At 66.2% G+C, this 14,891-nt stretch carries 14 protein-coding genes; 7 read left to right on the top strand and 7 right to left on the bottom strand.

Annotated elements, in window-relative coordinates; genetic code table 11:
* On the top strand, positions 1–296 hold a 296-nt coding region (locus tag BMX61_RS24745; protein ID WP_170854959.1), incomplete at its 5' end, for a hypothetical protein.
* 297 nt (positions 297–593) lie between these two features.
* Here the strand turns inward: BMX61_RS24745 and BMX61_RS16170 are convergent.
* Both BMX61_RS16170 and BMX61_RS16165 read right to left on the bottom strand, forming a co-directional pair.
* Positions 594–1,820, bottom strand: coding sequence for a DUF1501 domain-containing protein (locus BMX61_RS16170; RefSeq protein WP_075626073.1), 1,227 nt, complete (start codon positions 1,818–1,820; stop codon positions 594–596).
* 3 nt (positions 1,821–1,823) lie between these two features.
* Entirely contained in the window at positions 1,824–3,374 is a 1,551-nt protein-coding gene (locus BMX61_RS16165) for a DUF1800 domain-containing protein (RefSeq protein ID WP_075626074.1), read from the bottom strand.
* Positions 3,375–3,684: 310 nt separating this feature from the next.
* On the opposite strand from BMX61_RS16165, the gene BMX61_RS16160 reads away from it, so the two are divergent.
* Positions 3,685–4,035 (top strand): ADP-ribosylation/crystallin J1, encoded by a 351-nt coding sequence (locus tag BMX61_RS16160; RefSeq protein WP_075626075.1) that lies wholly within the window; start codon positions 3,685–3,687, stop codon positions 4,033–4,035.
* Positions 4,036–4,079: 44 nt separating this feature from the next.
* Here BMX61_RS16160 and BMX61_RS16155 read toward each other — a convergent pair whose 3' ends face one another.
* Positions 4,080–4,562, bottom strand: a complete 483-nt coding sequence (locus BMX61_RS16155; RefSeq protein WP_075626076.1) for a MarR family winged helix-turn-helix transcriptional regulator — start codon at positions 4,560–4,562, stop codon at positions 4,080–4,082.
* Between the two features lie 292 nt (positions 4,563–4,854).
* Positions 4,855–6,429 carry a phytoene desaturase family protein gene (locus tag BMX61_RS16150; RefSeq protein ID WP_075626077.1) on the bottom strand — a complete coding sequence of 525 codons (1,575 nt, stop codon included), beginning with the start codon at positions 6,427–6,429 and terminating at the stop codon, positions 4,855–4,857.
* Positions 6,430–6,784: 355 nt separating this feature from the next.
* On the opposite strand from BMX61_RS16150, the gene BMX61_RS16145 reads away from it, so the two are divergent.
* The 4 genes from BMX61_RS16145 to BMX61_RS16125 all read left to right on the top strand — a co-directional run bounded on the left by BMX61_RS16145 (position 6,785) and on the right by BMX61_RS16125 (position 10,727).
* On the top strand, positions 6,785–7,564 hold the full coding sequence (locus tag BMX61_RS16145; RefSeq protein ID WP_075626202.1) for a cyclase family protein: 780 nt from the start codon (positions 6,785–6,787) through the stop codon (positions 7,562–7,564).
* A gap of 222 nt (positions 7,565–7,786) precedes the next feature.
* Positions 7,787–8,041, top strand: coding sequence for a type II toxin-antitoxin system Phd/YefM family antitoxin (locus BMX61_RS16140; protein WP_075626078.1), 255 nt, complete (start codon positions 7,787–7,789; stop codon positions 8,039–8,041).
* 551 nt (positions 8,042–8,592) lie between these two features.
* Positions 8,593–10,185, top strand: coding sequence for a phytoene desaturase family protein (locus tag BMX61_RS16130; protein ID WP_075626080.1), 1,593 nt, complete (start codon positions 8,593–8,595; stop codon positions 10,183–10,185).
* A 35-nt stretch (positions 10,186–10,220) separates the two neighbouring features.
* On the top strand, positions 10,221–10,727 hold the full coding sequence (locus BMX61_RS16125; RefSeq protein ID WP_075626081.1) for a MarR family winged helix-turn-helix transcriptional regulator: 507 nt from the start codon (positions 10,221–10,223) through the stop codon (positions 10,725–10,727).
* Positions 10,728–10,769: 42 nt separating this feature from the next.
* Here BMX61_RS16125 and BMX61_RS16120 read toward each other — a convergent pair whose 3' ends face one another.
* Both BMX61_RS16120 and BMX61_RS16115 read right to left on the bottom strand, forming a co-directional pair.
* Positions 10,770–11,312 (bottom strand): isochorismatase family protein, encoded by a 543-nt coding sequence (locus BMX61_RS16120; RefSeq protein WP_075626082.1) that lies wholly within the window; start codon positions 11,310–11,312, stop codon positions 10,770–10,772.
* 162 nt (positions 11,313–11,474) lie between these two features.
* A complete protein-coding gene (locus BMX61_RS16115; RefSeq protein ID WP_083639258.1) occupies positions 11,475–12,221 on the bottom strand; it encodes an ArsR/SmtB family transcription factor in 747 nt (248 codons plus the stop codon).
* A 162-nt stretch (positions 12,222–12,383) separates the two neighbouring features.
* Here BMX61_RS16115 and BMX61_RS16110 point away from each other — a divergent pair, with 162 nt between their 5' ends.
* Entirely contained in the window at positions 12,384–13,283 is a 900-nt protein-coding gene (locus BMX61_RS16110; protein ID WP_075626084.1) for a DMT family transporter, read from the top strand.
* A gap of 9 nt (positions 13,284–13,292) precedes the next feature.
* On the opposite strand, the gene BMX61_RS16105 is transcribed toward BMX61_RS16110, so the two are convergent.
* Entirely contained in the window at positions 13,293–14,618 is a 1,326-nt protein-coding gene (locus tag BMX61_RS16105; protein ID WP_075626085.1) for an MFS transporter, read from the bottom strand.
* Positions 14,619–14,891 lie beyond the last annotated feature (273 nt).

Below are 14,891 nucleotides of genomic sequence, written 5' to 3'. Positions count from 1 at the left end.
GAAACTCCGCCGACCACGTTTCTCTTTCTTCCATCTTCAATTGTCAAAAAACAGAGAGCAAAGCAGCCCTCAAACCCACACAAAACCAACCCAAAACGACACCAAATCAACCCCACCAGCCACAAGGGCCAACAAGGCAGAAACGCCGCCATCCGGCAGATCCTGTCGGAAAACATTCAGCCAAAAAACCGGCCAAACACAAAAACGAAGAAAACCAGCGCCAGAAGCGCCGCAACCCCTCGTTCGATGAGCGCCTTATACGGCTACCCACCCAAAAACGTCAATCCTCAAAATGAAGGAAACATGACGGATGAGCGTAACCCGCTGAAATGGCATAGAGAAAAGTGTCCTCCATAGGTCGTGAGCCAAGCCAACCTCCCCGCAAAGGACGCCGAGACGTCGCTAAACAGGCGGGCGAATGGGGTGAGAGCGGATAAAATTTGGAAGACAAATGGAGAAATGGCTTTGGAAGGGGACACGACCTCGCGCGCGCTTGCAGGGCAGTGGATGCTCGGGACAAGCCCGAGCAGGATGTTCCACGGAGTCGGCACAGCGGGAGAATGCGCCAGCGGCGGCGCGATCCGCTCCGCTCCTCAGGCAATCAGCCCGGTCATTGGCTTGAGCAGGGCCGTGCCGGGAAAGACATGCTCGCCGAGCGGGCCTGCGGGCGCGCCCAAGAGATCGACGGCGATGCCCTTGGCCACGGCTCTGAGATCGGTCGTCGGCGCGAGGTCGCGCGCTTCGAACAGCGCCTTCTCCTTGAGACCCGGCCAGTCGGCGATGATCCTGCCGCCTTTCACGGCGCCGCCGGCGAGGAAGGCCACCGTGCCCGTGCCGTGATCCGTGCCCTCCGTGCCATTGATCCGGGCGGTGCGGCCGAATTCGGTGGCGACGAGGATGGCCGTGTCCTTCCAGGCCGGGCCAAGGCCGCTTTCGAAGGCGGCGAAGGCGCGGTCGAGGCCGCCGAGCAGCTTGGCGAGGCGGTCGACCTCCTGGGCATGGGTGTCCCAGCCTTCGAAAGCGAGGGCGGCGACGCGTGGGCCATCCTCGCGCGCCAGAAGCCGGGCGGCGCCGCGCGCCATCTGCTCCATGCCATCGGGATCGCCCGGGCCGCCCTTGGCCTTCACATCCAGGCCGGCGGCGATCTTGCCGGTCTCGATGCCTTGGTGCAGGAGGCCGGCGAGCATCGGGTCGGTCTGGCCGTAGAGGTCGGTGAGCCGGGCGGCGATATCGCCGGTCGCCGGCCTGAGCATGGGCGGCGCCCAGCCGAGCACAGGGGCGGCACCCCGGATCAAGAGCGGCGGCGTGGCGCCGATGGCGAGCCCCGCCACCGGTCTGGCGGCGGGGCCCGGCGCGACGCGCTCGCCCGAAGGCAGCACGGTGATCAGCCGGTTGAGCCAGCCGGTTTCGACATGGCCGGGGGTCGGGAAGCCTGATTCCAGCACGTCCTGGCCATCGAAATGGGAGCGGTCGCGATAACCGGTGGCGCTGGCATGGATCACCGCCGCCTGGCCGGCGCGATAGAGCCGCTGGAATTGCGGCATGGCCGGATGCAGGCCGAAGAAGCCATCGAGCGGCAGCGCCGCGCCCACCCCTTGCGTGGTGAGCGCGAGATCGCCGCGCAGGCCGGCATAATCGGGATCGCCTATCGGCGGCACGGCGGTGAGCCCATCCAGCGCGCCGCGCAGGATGATGGTGATGAAACGCGAATCGCGCGTGCCGGCAGCCGAGGCCAGCTTCGGCATGAAGGCCCAGGCGAAGAGCGCGCCGGAAGCGCCGAGCACGGCGCGGCGGGTGGGGGTGAGAGGATCACACAGCATGGGTCATCGCCTTTGAAATTCGGGGGAGAGGAAGGCGAGCGTCAGGCCCTGTGCGCGGGTTTCCGCACGGGAGACGGTCTGCAGCGTTTGCGGGCTCAAAAGGGGCCCGAGCCGGTCAGCCACGAAGGCACGGGGATCGAGATCGCCCGTCACCTGGCCGGCGAAGAGACTTGCGGCATCGAGCCTTGTGGCGAGCCCCTCGGGCGAGGCCCAGCCATCGCTGCGATCGGAAAAGCCATTGGGGCCAGAGGGGTCCCAATAAGGCTGGCCGAGCGCCTTCATCACCTGCAGCACCTGCTCCGGCTTCGGTTTCAGCCCGGTCGTGCGCAGCATCAGCCCGACATAGTCGAGCGGGGGGCGGATCTTGCCGAGCTCAGGGCTCCAGGCCTCCGGCGCCTCGATCAAAGCGAGATAGACGGCGGAGAGATTGCCTTTGGAGCGGGTATAGGCTGATGCCAGCCGGCTCACGAGGGCGGCCGGCGGATCGTCGGCGACGAAATGACGGGCGAGCTTGACGGCCAGATGATGGGCCGTGGCCGGATAGCGGGCGAGATCGGAGAGCACTGCCCGCCCCTCTTCCGCCCCGCCGGCGGCATAGGTGATGCCCATCACCGTCTGGTCGCCGGGCTCATGCGCCTCCGGGCGGAAAAAGAAGCGTCCGCGCACGTTTTCGGGCTGCTTCTCGCTGCGCGCCACCGTCCAGCCGGTGATGATGCGGGCGAGCGCGGTGACATCGGCTTGGTGATAGCCGCCGTCGACGCCGAGCGTGTGCAGCTCCATGATCTCGCGGGCGAGGTTCTCGTTGAGGCCCTGCTTGCCCTTTTGCCCGACCGGCGAGGCCGGGCCGACCGATTGCTGATTGTCGAGAAAGGCGAGCATGGCCGGATGGGTCTCCACCGCCTGCAGCATCTCCTCGAAGGGGCCGAAGAGATGCGGCCGGATCGCCTCGCGCTCGAAGGCGCCGGCGACGATATGGACCTCGCCGCCCTTGCTGGTGGCCACCGCGAAATGATTGGTCCAGAATTGCGCCAGACGCTCACCAAAGCCGATCAGCGGCGTGTGCAGCGTGCCGTTGAAGCGCGCCTCGGCCTCGGCAATCAGGATCTCCTGCGGCAGATAACGGCGCTTGGCCATTTCAGGTGGCTTGGGCGTCTGCATCCGCGGCTTGGGGTCCATGCCATCGGGCTGAGCCGATTTGCCGGCCATGGCGGCGGGCGCCATTGCGGGGTCGGCGGAAACGGGCTGAACTTTTGCCTTGGCCGTGTCGCTTGCCGGGAGAGAGGCTGCCTGACCGGGCTGGCCTGCCGCGGCGGCGGGCGATGGCGGGCGCTCGCGCTCGGCTTTTTCGGCCTGCTGAAAGAGCCTGAGCTCCTCCAGAAGCGCTGCAGTGGAGTGCAGCCGCGCGCCCGAGGGCACCGGCACCGCGCGCTCCGCCACCTCCTCGCGCAGGAGATCGCGGGCGCCGTCACCCAGCGCGGCGATGCTGCCGGCCTGGGGACCGAGACCGAAACGCCAGAGCGCCAGTGCCGCATCCATGTCCTTGCTGTTGTCCATTCGCAACCGACCTTTCCTGAGCGAAGGGCGTGTGGGCCCAAGGCGGGGGATGAAGGCAAGCCTGTCTCTCCAGGCATCGACAGGGCTTTGACGGATAGGCGGCAGCGATCCGTCGCGGCAAATGGGGTGATTTAGGGGTTATTTCGGGGCGCGATGTCCATGATTCCGGCTGACCTGGCGATGGCGCGCAACGCAGACAGGGGGAAGACGGAGATTGTGAAGCTCGCTGTGCTTGGGCGTGATAGATATCATCACAAGACAGACGGCGATTTACACCGCCGGATCAACAACCAGCATATGAGCCTGATCTATGGAAGACACTATCATCCTATGGCGCCCTGTCGGACCTGAGGAACTGGCTCTGATCGAGGGGCTTGATAGGCGCGGTTTCCCGCCGCGTTTGCCGGATCAACCGATCTTCTATCCTGTCCTGTCCGAGGACTACGCCGTAAAGATCGCTCGCGATTGGAACGTGCCGCGCAGTGGCGCCGGTTTTGTGACGCGTTTTGCAGTTCGCAGGGACTTTCTGGATCGCTACGCGGTGCAAGAGGCCGGCGGCAAAGCACATCTGGAATATTGGATTCCGGCCGAGGATCTGAACGCATTCAATGCCGCGATCGTCGGCAGGATTGAGGTCGTCAAGCGCTTTCCCGATGCGTAAGCCATTAAGGCCGAGTGCGGCCGCTTGTCCCCATGCGCATCCGCCTATTCCTCCGACAAATGCCGCCGGGCCGAGTCCTTGATGGCGCCGACATGGGTGAGCAGGCTGGCGACGATGGCGGGGTCGACCTCGGCCATCATCTCCCTCAGCCAGCCTTCATGCGCCTGGGCCATGGCTTCGAAGCCGGCGCGTCCGGCGGGCGTCAGGCGGGCGACGGTGACGCGGCGGTCGTCTTCCGGGCGGGTGCGCAGCACCAGGCCGTCCGCTTCCAGCCGCTCGACCAGGCCGGTGATGTTGCCATTGGTCACCATGGTGCGGCTGGAGAGCTCGCCCAGGCGCAGGCCCTTCTCCTCCCGGTAGAGCTGGGCCATCAGGTCGAATTGCGGCAGGGTGGCGCCGAATTCCGTGCGCAGGCGGCGGCGGATTTCCTGCGAGATCAGCTTGGTGGTCGACAAAAGCCTGAGCCAGAGGCGCAACTCCGGCTTCTTGCCTTCCTGGGTGTCGCTGACGATATGTTCGAGATCCATGCGCTGCGCCCGGTTTCAGTCCATCCCGTCCGCGGCCGCGCCCTGAACCAGGCAGCGCCTTGCGGAACGACAAGGCCGGGCGGAGATGCCGCCTGACCGTTTCAGCCTGCTGACCTGCGGGAGAGCCGCCGCTGCGTCAAGCTTTTTCCATTCGGAACGGCGCGCGTGCTGATCGCGAGAAGACACGAGACAGGCAGGCGCGCCACAGAGCAATCCGGGATCGCGTCGATGCGCGAGAGTGATGTCTTGCGTCGAGCATCCGGGAGTCCGGCTCCCTTTCCGGCCCAATGCCCTATCGCGCCAGTGCCTTGGCCAGCAGGAAGCCGGAGCCGGCCCCTGTGCCGGCGCCCGGCCAGGTGGCCGCGCCGCAGAGATAGAGGCACTCCACCGGGGTCTTGTAGCGCGACCAGCCGGCGACCGGGCGGAAGAGGAAATTCTGGTCGAGCTGGTGCGAGCCACCCAGGCTGTCCCCGCCGATCAGGCAGGGATTGTCCCGCTCGAGATCGAGCGGGGAGACGACATGGCGGCCGCGCACGCTGGCTGAAAGCCCGGGTGCTGAGCGTTCGATCAGCGCCATCACGCGGTCGGCATAGTCCTCCTTGACCTCGTCCCACGCCCGTGCAGCGATGACACCGGCCGCGTCGCCCTTGATCTCGGCCGGCAGCACGCGCACCTGCACCCAGAGCACATGCTTGCCCGCTGGCGCGCGCGTCGGGTCGAGCGCGGTCGGCTGGCCGACGACGAGCACCGGCTCGGCCGGCAAGAGCCCGGCCATGGCCTCGGCCGCGACGCGGTTCATCATGGCGAGATCCGGCGCCAGATGCACATAGGCGAAGCTTGCGAGCTCCGGCGCGCCGCGCCAGTTTGGCAGGGCGTCGAGCGTCAGATGGATCATCATGGCGCCGGGGCCGGAGCGGAAGCGTTTCACGCCCTGGCGAAACCGTTCGGGCAGCGGCGCGGTGTCGGGCAGCAGGCCGCCAAAGACCAGCTTGGGGTGTAGATTGGCGATCACCGCGCGCCGGGCCGTCAGCCGCCGGCCATCGGCCAGAACGAGACCGCTTGCGCGTCCGCCCTCGGCGACGATCTCGCGCACCGGGCTGTCGAGCAGCAGCGTGCCGCCCTTGGCCTGCAGCAAGCCGACCATGGCCTTGATCATGCTGTCGGCCCCGCCGGCGCCGATCACCATGCCAAAGGCCTGGGTGGCCATGGTTTCAAGATAGGGAAACAGCGCGCCACCGGCCGTGTCAGGAGCAAAATCCAGATGCAGGCCCCAGGCGGCCATCATCGCCTTCAGCCTGTCGTTTTCGAAGTGGCGGTCGAGAAAGGCGCGGGGCGATGAGAGCAACAGCTGGCCGAGATCGTACAGCCGGGCAAAGCCGCCTTGGCGAAAGGCCTGCCAGAGCGCCTTGGCGCCGGCCAGCGACGGCATCGGCGCGCCGAGCAGGCCGAAAAGCGGCGTGGCGAGCGCGCCGAACCCGCCATTCATCCGGTCCCAGGCCTCGGCATCCGCAGCGGAAAGCGCGGCGATGGCGGCACGGGTCTTTGCCCTGTCGGTGCTGACGCCCAAATGGCTGCCATCGCGAAACAGGCTGGCGAAACTGTCCGTCGCGGGCACGAATTGAAGACCATGGGCGGCAAGCTCAGCGCCATAGGTCTTATGAAAGGCGGAGCCGGCAAACATCGACAGGTTCATCGCTCCGAGATCGTGGCGGAAGCCCGGCTCGATCAGCTCGGCCGTCTTCACCGCGCCGCCGGGCGCAGAGGCCGCCTCCACCACCGCCACGGACCAGCCCCGGCTGGCCAGGTGAATGGCAGCCGCCAGGCCATTATGCCCGGCACCGACGACAAGCGCGTCATATGTCGACATCGTCAAGCTCCCCTCAGAGCCCCGGGCATTGAGCCCCTTGAACCTTGCATCACCGCAGGACCGTTTCGGCCCCATTATTTTTGAATGCATATATCGCGGCCGGTCGAACCGCCGAGACCGGGTCTTCTGGACGACTGGAACCGCAGGCTGCGACCGCGCCCGCCAGTCGAGCGAATGGCCGCGCCGAATGAAGGCTAGCACAAAAATCCGATGGCTCCACCGAAATCGTTTAGGCTTAAAATATTTTGTCGGGAGGGCTTTCTGATGCTTGCATTCTCATGCTCCCTGCTTAAGCTTCGCCCCAATGGCCGCGGCCTTCCCGGTTGGCACGCGGCCCGTCGACAAGGGGAACAGCATGACCGAAGCACTCACCGCACTCGCCACCAGCCTCGTCAGCGGCGCCGTCAAGGTCGTCGATCTCAGCGCGCCGCTCGGGCCGGATACGCCCGTGCTCTACCTGCCGCCGCAGTTCGGCAAGAACACGCCGAAAGTGGCCGTGCACACCATTTCCGAATATGACGAGAACGGCCCCTTCTGGGCCTGGAACTGGCTGGAGCTGGGCGAACATACCGGCACGCATTTCGATGCGCCCTGCCACTGGATCACCGGCAAGGACCATCCCGAAAACACCACCGACACCATTCCGCCGCAGAATTTCGTCGCGCCCGTCAATGTCATCGACCGCTCGAAGGAAGCCGCCGAGAACCCCGACTATCTGCTGACCGCCGACAGCATCCGCGAATGGGAAGCCGAGCATGGCGAGATCGAGGCCGGCAGCTGGGTGCTGCTGCGCACCGACTGGTACAAGCGCAACGGCTCGACCGAGACCTTCCTCAATGCCGACGAGACCGGCCCCCATTCGCCGGGGCCGACGGTCGATGCCATCGAATATCTCCTGTCGAAGAACGTCATCGGCTGGGGCCAGGAAACGGTGGGCACCGATGCGGGATCGGCCGGCGGCATGACCCCGCCCTTCCCCGCCCATAACCTCATGCACCAGGCCAATAAATACGGCCTGGCCAGCCTCTGCCATCTCGACCAGCTGCCGCCCAAGGGCGCGATCCTGATCGCCGCGCCGCTGAAGCTCGTCAAGGGCACGGGCTCGCCGGTGCGGGCACTGGCGCTGATCGGGTAAGCGCGGGGAGCGAGGGTGCTCAGCGTCTTCGGCCTGCCCTCTCCCCGCTGGGGAGAGGAAGCTTATGTCGCAGCGGGAACTTTATGAACGAATTGCCATAAAGCGTTTCGTTCCAACGGCTTGAACCTCTTAAATCCGGCAGGTCTGAAACAGTCGTATCGTCTTCTACATTGACAAATTACGGAAAATACGTAATTTTCAGATGATGGAAGGAGATCGATCATGAGCACAGCGCTTCGCATCTCCGCATCGGACTTTTCTCGTCATTTTGGACGAATTCGCGATGCGGTCCATAAGGCTGGGGTGATTGAAGTCACGTCGCACAATCGGGTCGTGGGTGCCTATATCAGTGCAGATGAGCTTGAGCATTTCAACCGTCTGAAGAGACGTGAGGTGCAGGTGCTTCATGTCAGCGAGATCGACGACGCGCTGCTCACTGAGATTGAAAACGCGGACTATGGCGTGATCTCTAAGTGAAACTGCCGGACCCTACGTCGGGCCTTGTCATCCGGTTCGACTACACTTGGTACAGGGACCATTTCAAGAAAGAACGTCCCTGTGCCATCGTTCTGGCCTCAAGCCAGACAGGCATGGTCACGGTCGTTCCGATGACGCATTCCCACCCTGAAATAGGGGAGGAGGATCAATCACTGCGGATACCGGACGATGTCTGCAAGGCGATGGGTCTGGATGAGGCCATCAATTACGTTCGACTGAGCGAGATCAATCGGTGTGAGTGGCCTTAAGACCATATCAAGCCATTGCCGAACGATCCTTCCCGCTGCGATTACGGACATGTTCTCAAGGACTTCTTTTTGGACATGCGAAAACGTCTGGCGGACGCCGTAAGAGCAGGCAGGCTCCACGCATCCAAGGTTTGAACGACCTGAAATCCGGCACTGGTTCAGGATGGTGCCGCCTGCCGAAAGCATCGGACCGAAAATGAGCCGGTCCGCCTCCTTTCAACCTCATGAACCGCCCCTCCGGCAGCACTCGTCCGCGCCGGTTCGGGCCTTGCGGAGAGCACCATGCAGGATGCCCATCACATCATCATCGGCAGCGGCATCAATGCGCTCGTGGCTGCCGCGCTGCTTGGCCGCAAGGGAAAGAAGGTGCTGGTGCTCGAGCGCAACGACCGCATCGGCGGTTGCCTGCGCACGGAGGAGATCACCGCGCCGGGCTATGTCCACGATGTCATGGCCACGACCATGGTGCTCTTCCTCACCTCCCCGGCCTTCGCCGCGCTGGGCAAGGATCTGGAAGCGCGGGGCCTCGAATTCTGCCATTCACCGACGCCGACGGGCGTGCTGACGCCGGACGGGCGCCATGCCGTTCTCTCCATGGACCGGACGAAAAACATCGCCCATTTCGACAGCCTCGCGTCCGGCGATGGCCAGGCCTTCGCACAGGAGATGGGCCGCTTCGGCGCCAATGCCGGCTTCGTCTTCGCGCTGCTCGGCGGCCGGCTCTGGTCCTCGGCCACGCTGAAGCTGGTGAGCCGCGAGCTCTGGCGGCGCGGGCCCCGGGCGCTGGCCGCCTTCTTCGGCGAGGCGCTGGCGCCGGCGCGCAATTATCTGGACGCGACCTATGCGAGCGAGGAGATGAAAGCGCTCTTCGCGCCCTGGGCGCTGCATTGCGGCCTTGGGCCGGAAAGCGCCTATTCGGCCGAGATGGTCAAGGTCATCGGCTTTGCCATCGAGGCGGCCGGCTGCCCGATCGTCAAGGGCGGGGCCGAAAGGCTGACCGAAGCCTTTGCCCGGCTGATCCGCGACCAGGGCGGCGAGATCATCACCGGCGCCGAGGTCGCGCGCATCCTGCCCGGCGGCGCCGGCGGCCGGCCTTTCGGCGTGGCGCTGACGGACAACAGGCGCTTCCCCTGCCGCGAGGGCGTCATCGCTTCCGTCACTCCGCATCAGCTCTACGAGCAGCTGTTGAGGGACTGGCCGGTCGCGTCGCCGCCCGCCGTCCAGGAAGGCTTGAAGCGCTACCGCTACGGCAAGGGCAATATGCAGATCCACTATGCGCTGAAGGGCAAGCCGCGCTGGAAGGCGGGCGAGGCCCTGTCGGGCGTGGCGCTGCTGCACCTCACCCCCGGGCTCGACGGCGTCTCCCGCTCTGCCAACGAGGCCGAACGCGGGCTGCTGCCGGCCGAGCCGACCGTCTGCGTCGGCCAGCCGACCGCGCTCGACCCCTCCCGCGCGCCCGAGGGCGGAGCGATCCTCTGGCTGCAGCTGCCGGACACGCCGCGCATCATCAAGGGCGACGCCGCCGGCCACCTCGCCACGCCCGAGGATGGGCGCTGGACGGACGCGCTGCGCGAGCGGTTTGCCGACCGGGTGGAGGCCATGCTGCGCGCCCAGATCGAGAATTTCGACGAGATCCTGCTCGCCCGCCGCGCTTTTTCGCCCGCCGACCTGCAGGCCATGAATGTCAACCTCGTCGGCGGCGACCCCTATGGCGGATTTTGCGGGCTGGACCAGTTTTTCCTCTGGCGCCCGTTCAAAACCACCACTAACTACTTCACCCATGTGCCGGGGCTGCACCAGATCGGGGCATCGACCCATCCGGGCCCCGGCCTGGCCGGCGGATCGGGCTTTCTGCTGGCCTCCTCGCTTCGGTAGAAGCAGGCAGGTTTCAAGCGCAGAAGGACGGCGGCATGGAGAACGGCTTTTCGGGTGAGATCCTCGGCGATGCGGAGCGACCCAACACCCGGCTGCCGAGCCTCGGCGAAATCGGCCTCAACAATTTCGCCCCCTATATCATGAACCGGCTGATCGCGCGCTGGAACGCCAATCTGGCCGAAGAGCTGAAGACGCGCGACATGACCACGGCGAAGATGCGCGCACTCGCGGTCTTGAGCGTTTCGCCGTCTCTCACGATCAACGAACTCTCGGTCTTCGCGGTGATGGAGCAATCCACCATGAGCCGCACGGTGGATTCGCTGGAGGAGCAGGGCCTGATCAGCCGCAAGCCGCGCGCGGGCGATATGCGCGTGCGCGACGTGGCGATCACCGAAGAAGGCCGCGCGCTGTTCGATGTCTTCTGGCCTACCATGTATGAAGGGCTGCGGCAGATGTTCCAGGACATCGACGACGACGAATATCGCGCCTTCCTCACCACCCTGCACAAGATCCTGCGCAATATCCGCAAGCATGATCTGTGAGACGCCTGGAGTGCCGGTCGAACGACGCGCTTTCCGGCGCGTCTATGCCGGCGCGAGCACGGCATCGCTCTCCACGACCCGCGCGAAATCGGCCGCAAGATGGGCCATGGTGACAGCGAAGATCGTCTCGGCCGAAAGGCCGGCCTCCGGCAGGTCGAAGCCGAGCACGGCATCGCGGGCAACCGTCATGGCAAAGCCGAGATCGCAACCGGCGCGCACGGTGGAATTAACGCAGAAGCCCGCGACCGCGCCGGTGACCACCAGCGCCCCGATCCCCTCGCGCCGGAGATGATCGGCCAGATCGGTGGAGGCGAAAGCGGAGCTGGTGGATTTGATGAAGACCGGCTCGCCGGCAAGCGCCATATCGCAGGTCAAGGGCGCGGCACCGGGCGCATCGGCATGGAGCGGCGAGGCTGGATCGGCCTCGTGATGGCGCACGTGGAGAACCGGCATTCCCCGGGCGCGGAAGCTCTCGGCAAGGTCCACGATCCGCTGCGCCGCCTGGCCGTTCACGTGGTCGCGCCCGGCCTCGATGCGGTCCTGCATGATCTGCTGCATGTCGATGATGACGAGAGCCTGGCGCATCGCGCACTCCTTCTGCTGCTCCACCCGCGAGGGCACGGCGGGGATCGGTCTCGCCTTTCCTATCGATGATGCGCGCCTCTGGCGAGAGACGACGTGGGCTTTTGAGACGACCGCCGCGCCGCGCCCGGCGCGGGCATGAAGGCCGCCGGCGGACGGTGCGGCTCAGGCCGGCGACGCAGGCTGCATCCCCCGCCATTCGCCGGGCCGGGCCGGCCGGTCCCAGTCCTCCGCCAGGCCGAAATGGCGCGCAAAGCCCAGCTCTCCCGCGCGGCTGATCCTGAGGGAACGGCTATCGGGAATGCGGGCGACCCAGCCGCGCGCGAGACACTGGTCGAACAGCGCCGCTCCCAGCTGGCCAGCGAGATGCATGCGCCGTTCGCTCCAGTCGAGGCAGGCGCGGCAGAGCGGCCGGGTGCCGCTGCGCGGTGGGCGAAGCGTCAGGCCGAACGCTGCAAAAAAGCGCTCGCCCTCCTCGGTGAGAAGGCCGACGCCCTCTTCCAGAATCAGAAAGCCGCGCGCCTGAACCGCATCGGAAAGCGCCACGGCCAGCCGTCCGGCCATATGGTCGTAGCAGCTGCGCGCCCGCCTCAGCGCGTCGTCCCTCGGGCCGAGAGGCCGGTGGCGCGCCGGGGCGTTGGCGGCGACAAGCATCAAGGCATCCAGAAGCTGGGCGACCTCACCGGAAGCCAGGCGATAATAGCGATGGCGGCCCTGCTTTTCCCGCGCGAGCAGCCCGCTCTCGACCATCTTGGCGAGATGCCCGCTTGCCGTCTGCGCGGTGACGCCGGCCACCTGGGCCAGTTCGCCCGCCGTCATCGCCACCCCGCCCATCAGCGCCGAAAGCATATTGGCGCGCGCGGCGTCACCCAGCAGGCTGGCGATTTCCGCCACCGTATTTCCCGAGACCATCGCCGTCACGCCGCCGCCCCCTGAAACGATCCACTTCGATGACCGGGAGCATAGCAGGCGCCGCATGGTCTGCCAGCCATCGACATTTCGGCCTCGGCCGAAGCATCGCCCGGCCTGATCTGTCTAGGGTGAACCGGCGGCTCCATCAGAAAAGGACATGTCATGATCGGCAACATCGCTCCCAACCGGGATCTCGCGCTTCTCGTGGCGCTGGCCACCTTGTGGGGCGCCTCCTACAGCTTCATCAAGCTCGGCGTGGAGACGATCCCGCCGATTACGCTGATTGCCTTGCGAACGCTGATCGCCGGCACCTTGCTGCTTGCGCTGCTGCGGCTGCGCGGCATTGCCCTGCCGAGAGACAGGCGCCTCTGGTCGCGTTTTGTGATCCAGGCCTGCCTCAACAGCGTGCTGCCCTTCACGCTGATTGCCTGGGCGGAGCAGCGCATCGATGCCGGGCTCGCCGTCATCCTCAACGCCACCACGCCGATCTTCGCCTTCCTGCTGACATGGCTGATGACACGGCATGAGCCGGCGAATGGCCGCAAGCTCTTCGGTGTCATCGCCGGTCTGGGGGGAACCTGCCTTGTCGTCGGCACGGAGGCGATCGGCGGGCTCGGAGCCGACATCCTGCCACAGCTGGCCGTGCTTGCGGCGGCCCTGTGTTATGCGGGCGCGGCCATTTTCGGCAAGCGCTTCGGCGGGCTCGACCCGATGCTGCCGGCGACCGGCTCGCTGCTCTCGGGCGCGATGATCCTGCTTCCCGTCAGCCTGCTGGTCGACCGTCCATGGACGATGGCGCCCAGCGCGGCCTCGCTGCTTGCGCTCGGCGGGCTCTCCATCTTCTCCACCGCGCTCGCCTTCGTCCTGTATTTTCGCCTGGTGCAGGGTCTCGGGTCGCTGGCGACGACCGCGCAGAGCTATCTGCGCGTGCCGATCGGCATCGCCATCGGCATGGTCGCGCTTGGCGAACGCCCAAGCGCCACCGCCGGGCTCGGCCTTGCCGCGATCCTCATCGGCGTGGCGGCGATGATGCCGGCAAGGCGACGTGCGGGAGAAGCGTAAGCCAGCCTCTCACCGTGCCTTGCGGGCCGGAATGGCCATGGTCGCGACGGCCGCAATCAGCGCCACGCCGGCGAAGATGTAGAAGTTCCAGGCCGGCTCGACATTCAGGGCGGCGATCGCCCCGCCCAGCAGCGGGCCGCAGAGCGCGCCGATGCGGGAGAAGGACAAGGCCCAGCCGGTTCCGGCCGAGCGGATTTCCGGGGCAAGACGCTGGGCGAGATAGCCTGTGAGGATCAGCGAGGCCGAGACCGTGCCGAAGCCGGCGAGCGCCACGAAAACATAGTTGAGCAGGAGCGAGCCCTTGAAGGCGAGCGCGACGATGCCGACGGCGCCGACGAGATAGGAGAGCGTCACCACCCGCTTGGTGCCGAAGCGGTCGGCCAGCGATCCCAGGACGATGCCGCCGAGCGCCGAGCTGAAGCTGAAGACGGCGAGGAAGAGCAGGCTGTCGCCGAGATCATAGCCGCTCTTGCGCATGATCTGCGGCAGCCATTGTGCCAGCCCATAGACCAGAAGCAGACCCATGAACAGGCCGACCCAGAAGCACAGCGTCTCGAAGGCATGGCTGGGCGCGAAGATCGCTTTCAGCACGCCGCGCCAGCCTGGCGCGGGCGCGCTCGCATCCGGCCGGGCAGCGGGCGCAGGCAAGGCAATGCCCATGCGCTCTGCCGTGCGGCGCGCCCTGTCCTGGCGGCCGCGCAGGACCAGCCATTCGACCGACTCCGGCAGGAGCAGCAGGAAGACGGGCAGAAGCAGAAGCGGCAGCGCGCCGACCAGGACGACGCTGCGCCAGCCATGCTCGGCCAGCATCCCCCGGCCGACCAGAGCGGCGGCGAGCAGGCCCATGGAATAGCCGGAATACATCAGCCCGTAATTGAAGCTTTTGCGCCGGGCAGGCGAATATTCGACCGTGAGCGCAGCCGCCACCGGAATGATGCCGCCAAGGCCAAGGCCGGCAACGAAGCGGCTGACGGCGAAGAGGAAGGGGGTTGGCGCCATCGAGGTGGCGATCATGCACAGTGCGAACAGCCCGAGGCAGGCGATGAACATCGGCTTGCGGCCATAGAGATCGCTGAGCGTACCCACGGCGATGCCGCCGATCATCATGCCGATGACGGTATAGCTGCCCATGGCGCCGAGCTCGATCGGCGTCAGCTGCCAGACGGGATCGACGGACAGCGCCGGCAGGATCGCGCCGAGCACGCCGACATCATAGCCTTCGGCAAAGATGGCGGCCCAGCAGAGCGCCACCACCAGCAGGCTGCGGCCGGCCGAAATCGGCGGTGCCGCCGCCGCGGCGGGATCGGAATAGGATGTGTGGGCGGTCGCGGGCATGGCAGGCGTTCTCCTTCGGCCTGGCGCGCTTCGCCGTCTTGTCGCGGCTTCGGGCGCGGACTTTGGTGTCATGCGCCCCGCTTGTAGAAAGGCGCATGGGGGCTCGATCCGGCTCATGACGATGAGCCGGCTATTTTTCGTCTATCTGTTGCCGGATGCGGCTTTCGCCGGCTGATCGGCAGGCGGGCGGCCCCGCGAGGCGTTGCAGCGGCGGCCTATGATGCAGCGCCGGCAAAGACGGCTTATGGCAGCGTCATCCTGACCATCTGCGCG

The organism is Xaviernesmea oryzae, assembly GCF_900109605.1.
In the GTDB taxonomy this organism is placed as follows: domain Bacteria; phylum Pseudomonadota; class Alphaproteobacteria; order Rhizobiales; family Rhizobiaceae; genus Xaviernesmea; species Xaviernesmea oryzae.
The sequence above is the reverse complement of the archived record's forward strand: the minus strand, read 5'-3'. Positions and strand labels throughout refer to the sequence as shown.

What these genes read in the sequence shown, in the direction of transcription:
- BMX61_RS16150 (WP_075626077.1), bottom strand. Translation starts at nt 6,429, where the DNA reads ATGTCGACATATGACGCGCTTGTCGTCGGTGCCGGGCATAATGGCCTG.
- BMX61_RS16140 (WP_075626078.1), top strand. Translation starts at nt 7,787, where the DNA reads ATGAGCACAGCGCTTCGCATCTCCGCATCGGACTTTTCTCGTCATTTT.
- BMX61_RS16145 (WP_075626202.1), top strand. Translation starts at nt 6,785, where the DNA reads ATGACCGAAGCACTCACCGCACTCGCCACCAGCCTCGTCAGCGGCGCC.
- BMX61_RS16130 (WP_075626080.1), top strand. Translation starts at nt 8,593, where the DNA reads ATGCAGGATGCCCATCACATCATCATCGGCAGCGGCATCAATGCGCTC.
- BMX61_RS16115 (WP_083639258.1), bottom strand. Translation starts at nt 12,221, where the DNA reads ATGGTCTCGGGAAATACGGTGGCGGAAATCGCCAGCCTGCTGGGTGAC.
- BMX61_RS16165 (WP_075626074.1), bottom strand. Translation starts at nt 3,374, where the DNA reads ATGGACAACAGCAAGGACATGGATGCGGCACTGGCGCTCTGGCGTTTC.
- BMX61_RS16120 (WP_075626082.1), bottom strand. Translation starts at nt 11,312, where the DNA reads ATGCGCCAGGCTCTCGTCATCATCGACATGCAGCAGATCATGCAGGAC.
- BMX61_RS16155 (WP_075626076.1), bottom strand. Translation starts at nt 4,562, where the DNA reads ATGGATCTCGAACATATCGTCAGCGACACCCAGGAAGGCAAGAAGCCG.
- BMX61_RS16170 (WP_075626073.1), bottom strand. Translation starts at nt 1,820, where the DNA reads ATGCTGTGTGATCCTCTCACCCCCACCCGCCGCGCCGTGCTCGGCGCT.
- BMX61_RS16125 (WP_075626081.1), top strand. Translation starts at nt 10,221, where the DNA reads ATGGAGAACGGCTTTTCGGGTGAGATCCTCGGCGATGCGGAGCGACCC.
- BMX61_RS16105 (WP_075626085.1), bottom strand. Translation starts at nt 14,618, where the DNA reads ATGCCCGCGACCGCCCACACATCCTATTCCGATCCCGCCGCGGCGGCG.
- BMX61_RS16160 (WP_075626075.1), top strand. Translation starts at nt 3,685, where the DNA reads ATGGAAGACACTATCATCCTATGGCGCCCTGTCGGACCTGAGGAACTG.
- BMX61_RS16110 (WP_075626084.1), top strand. Translation starts at nt 12,384, where the DNA reads ATGATCGGCAACATCGCTCCCAACCGGGATCTCGCGCTTCTCGTGGCG.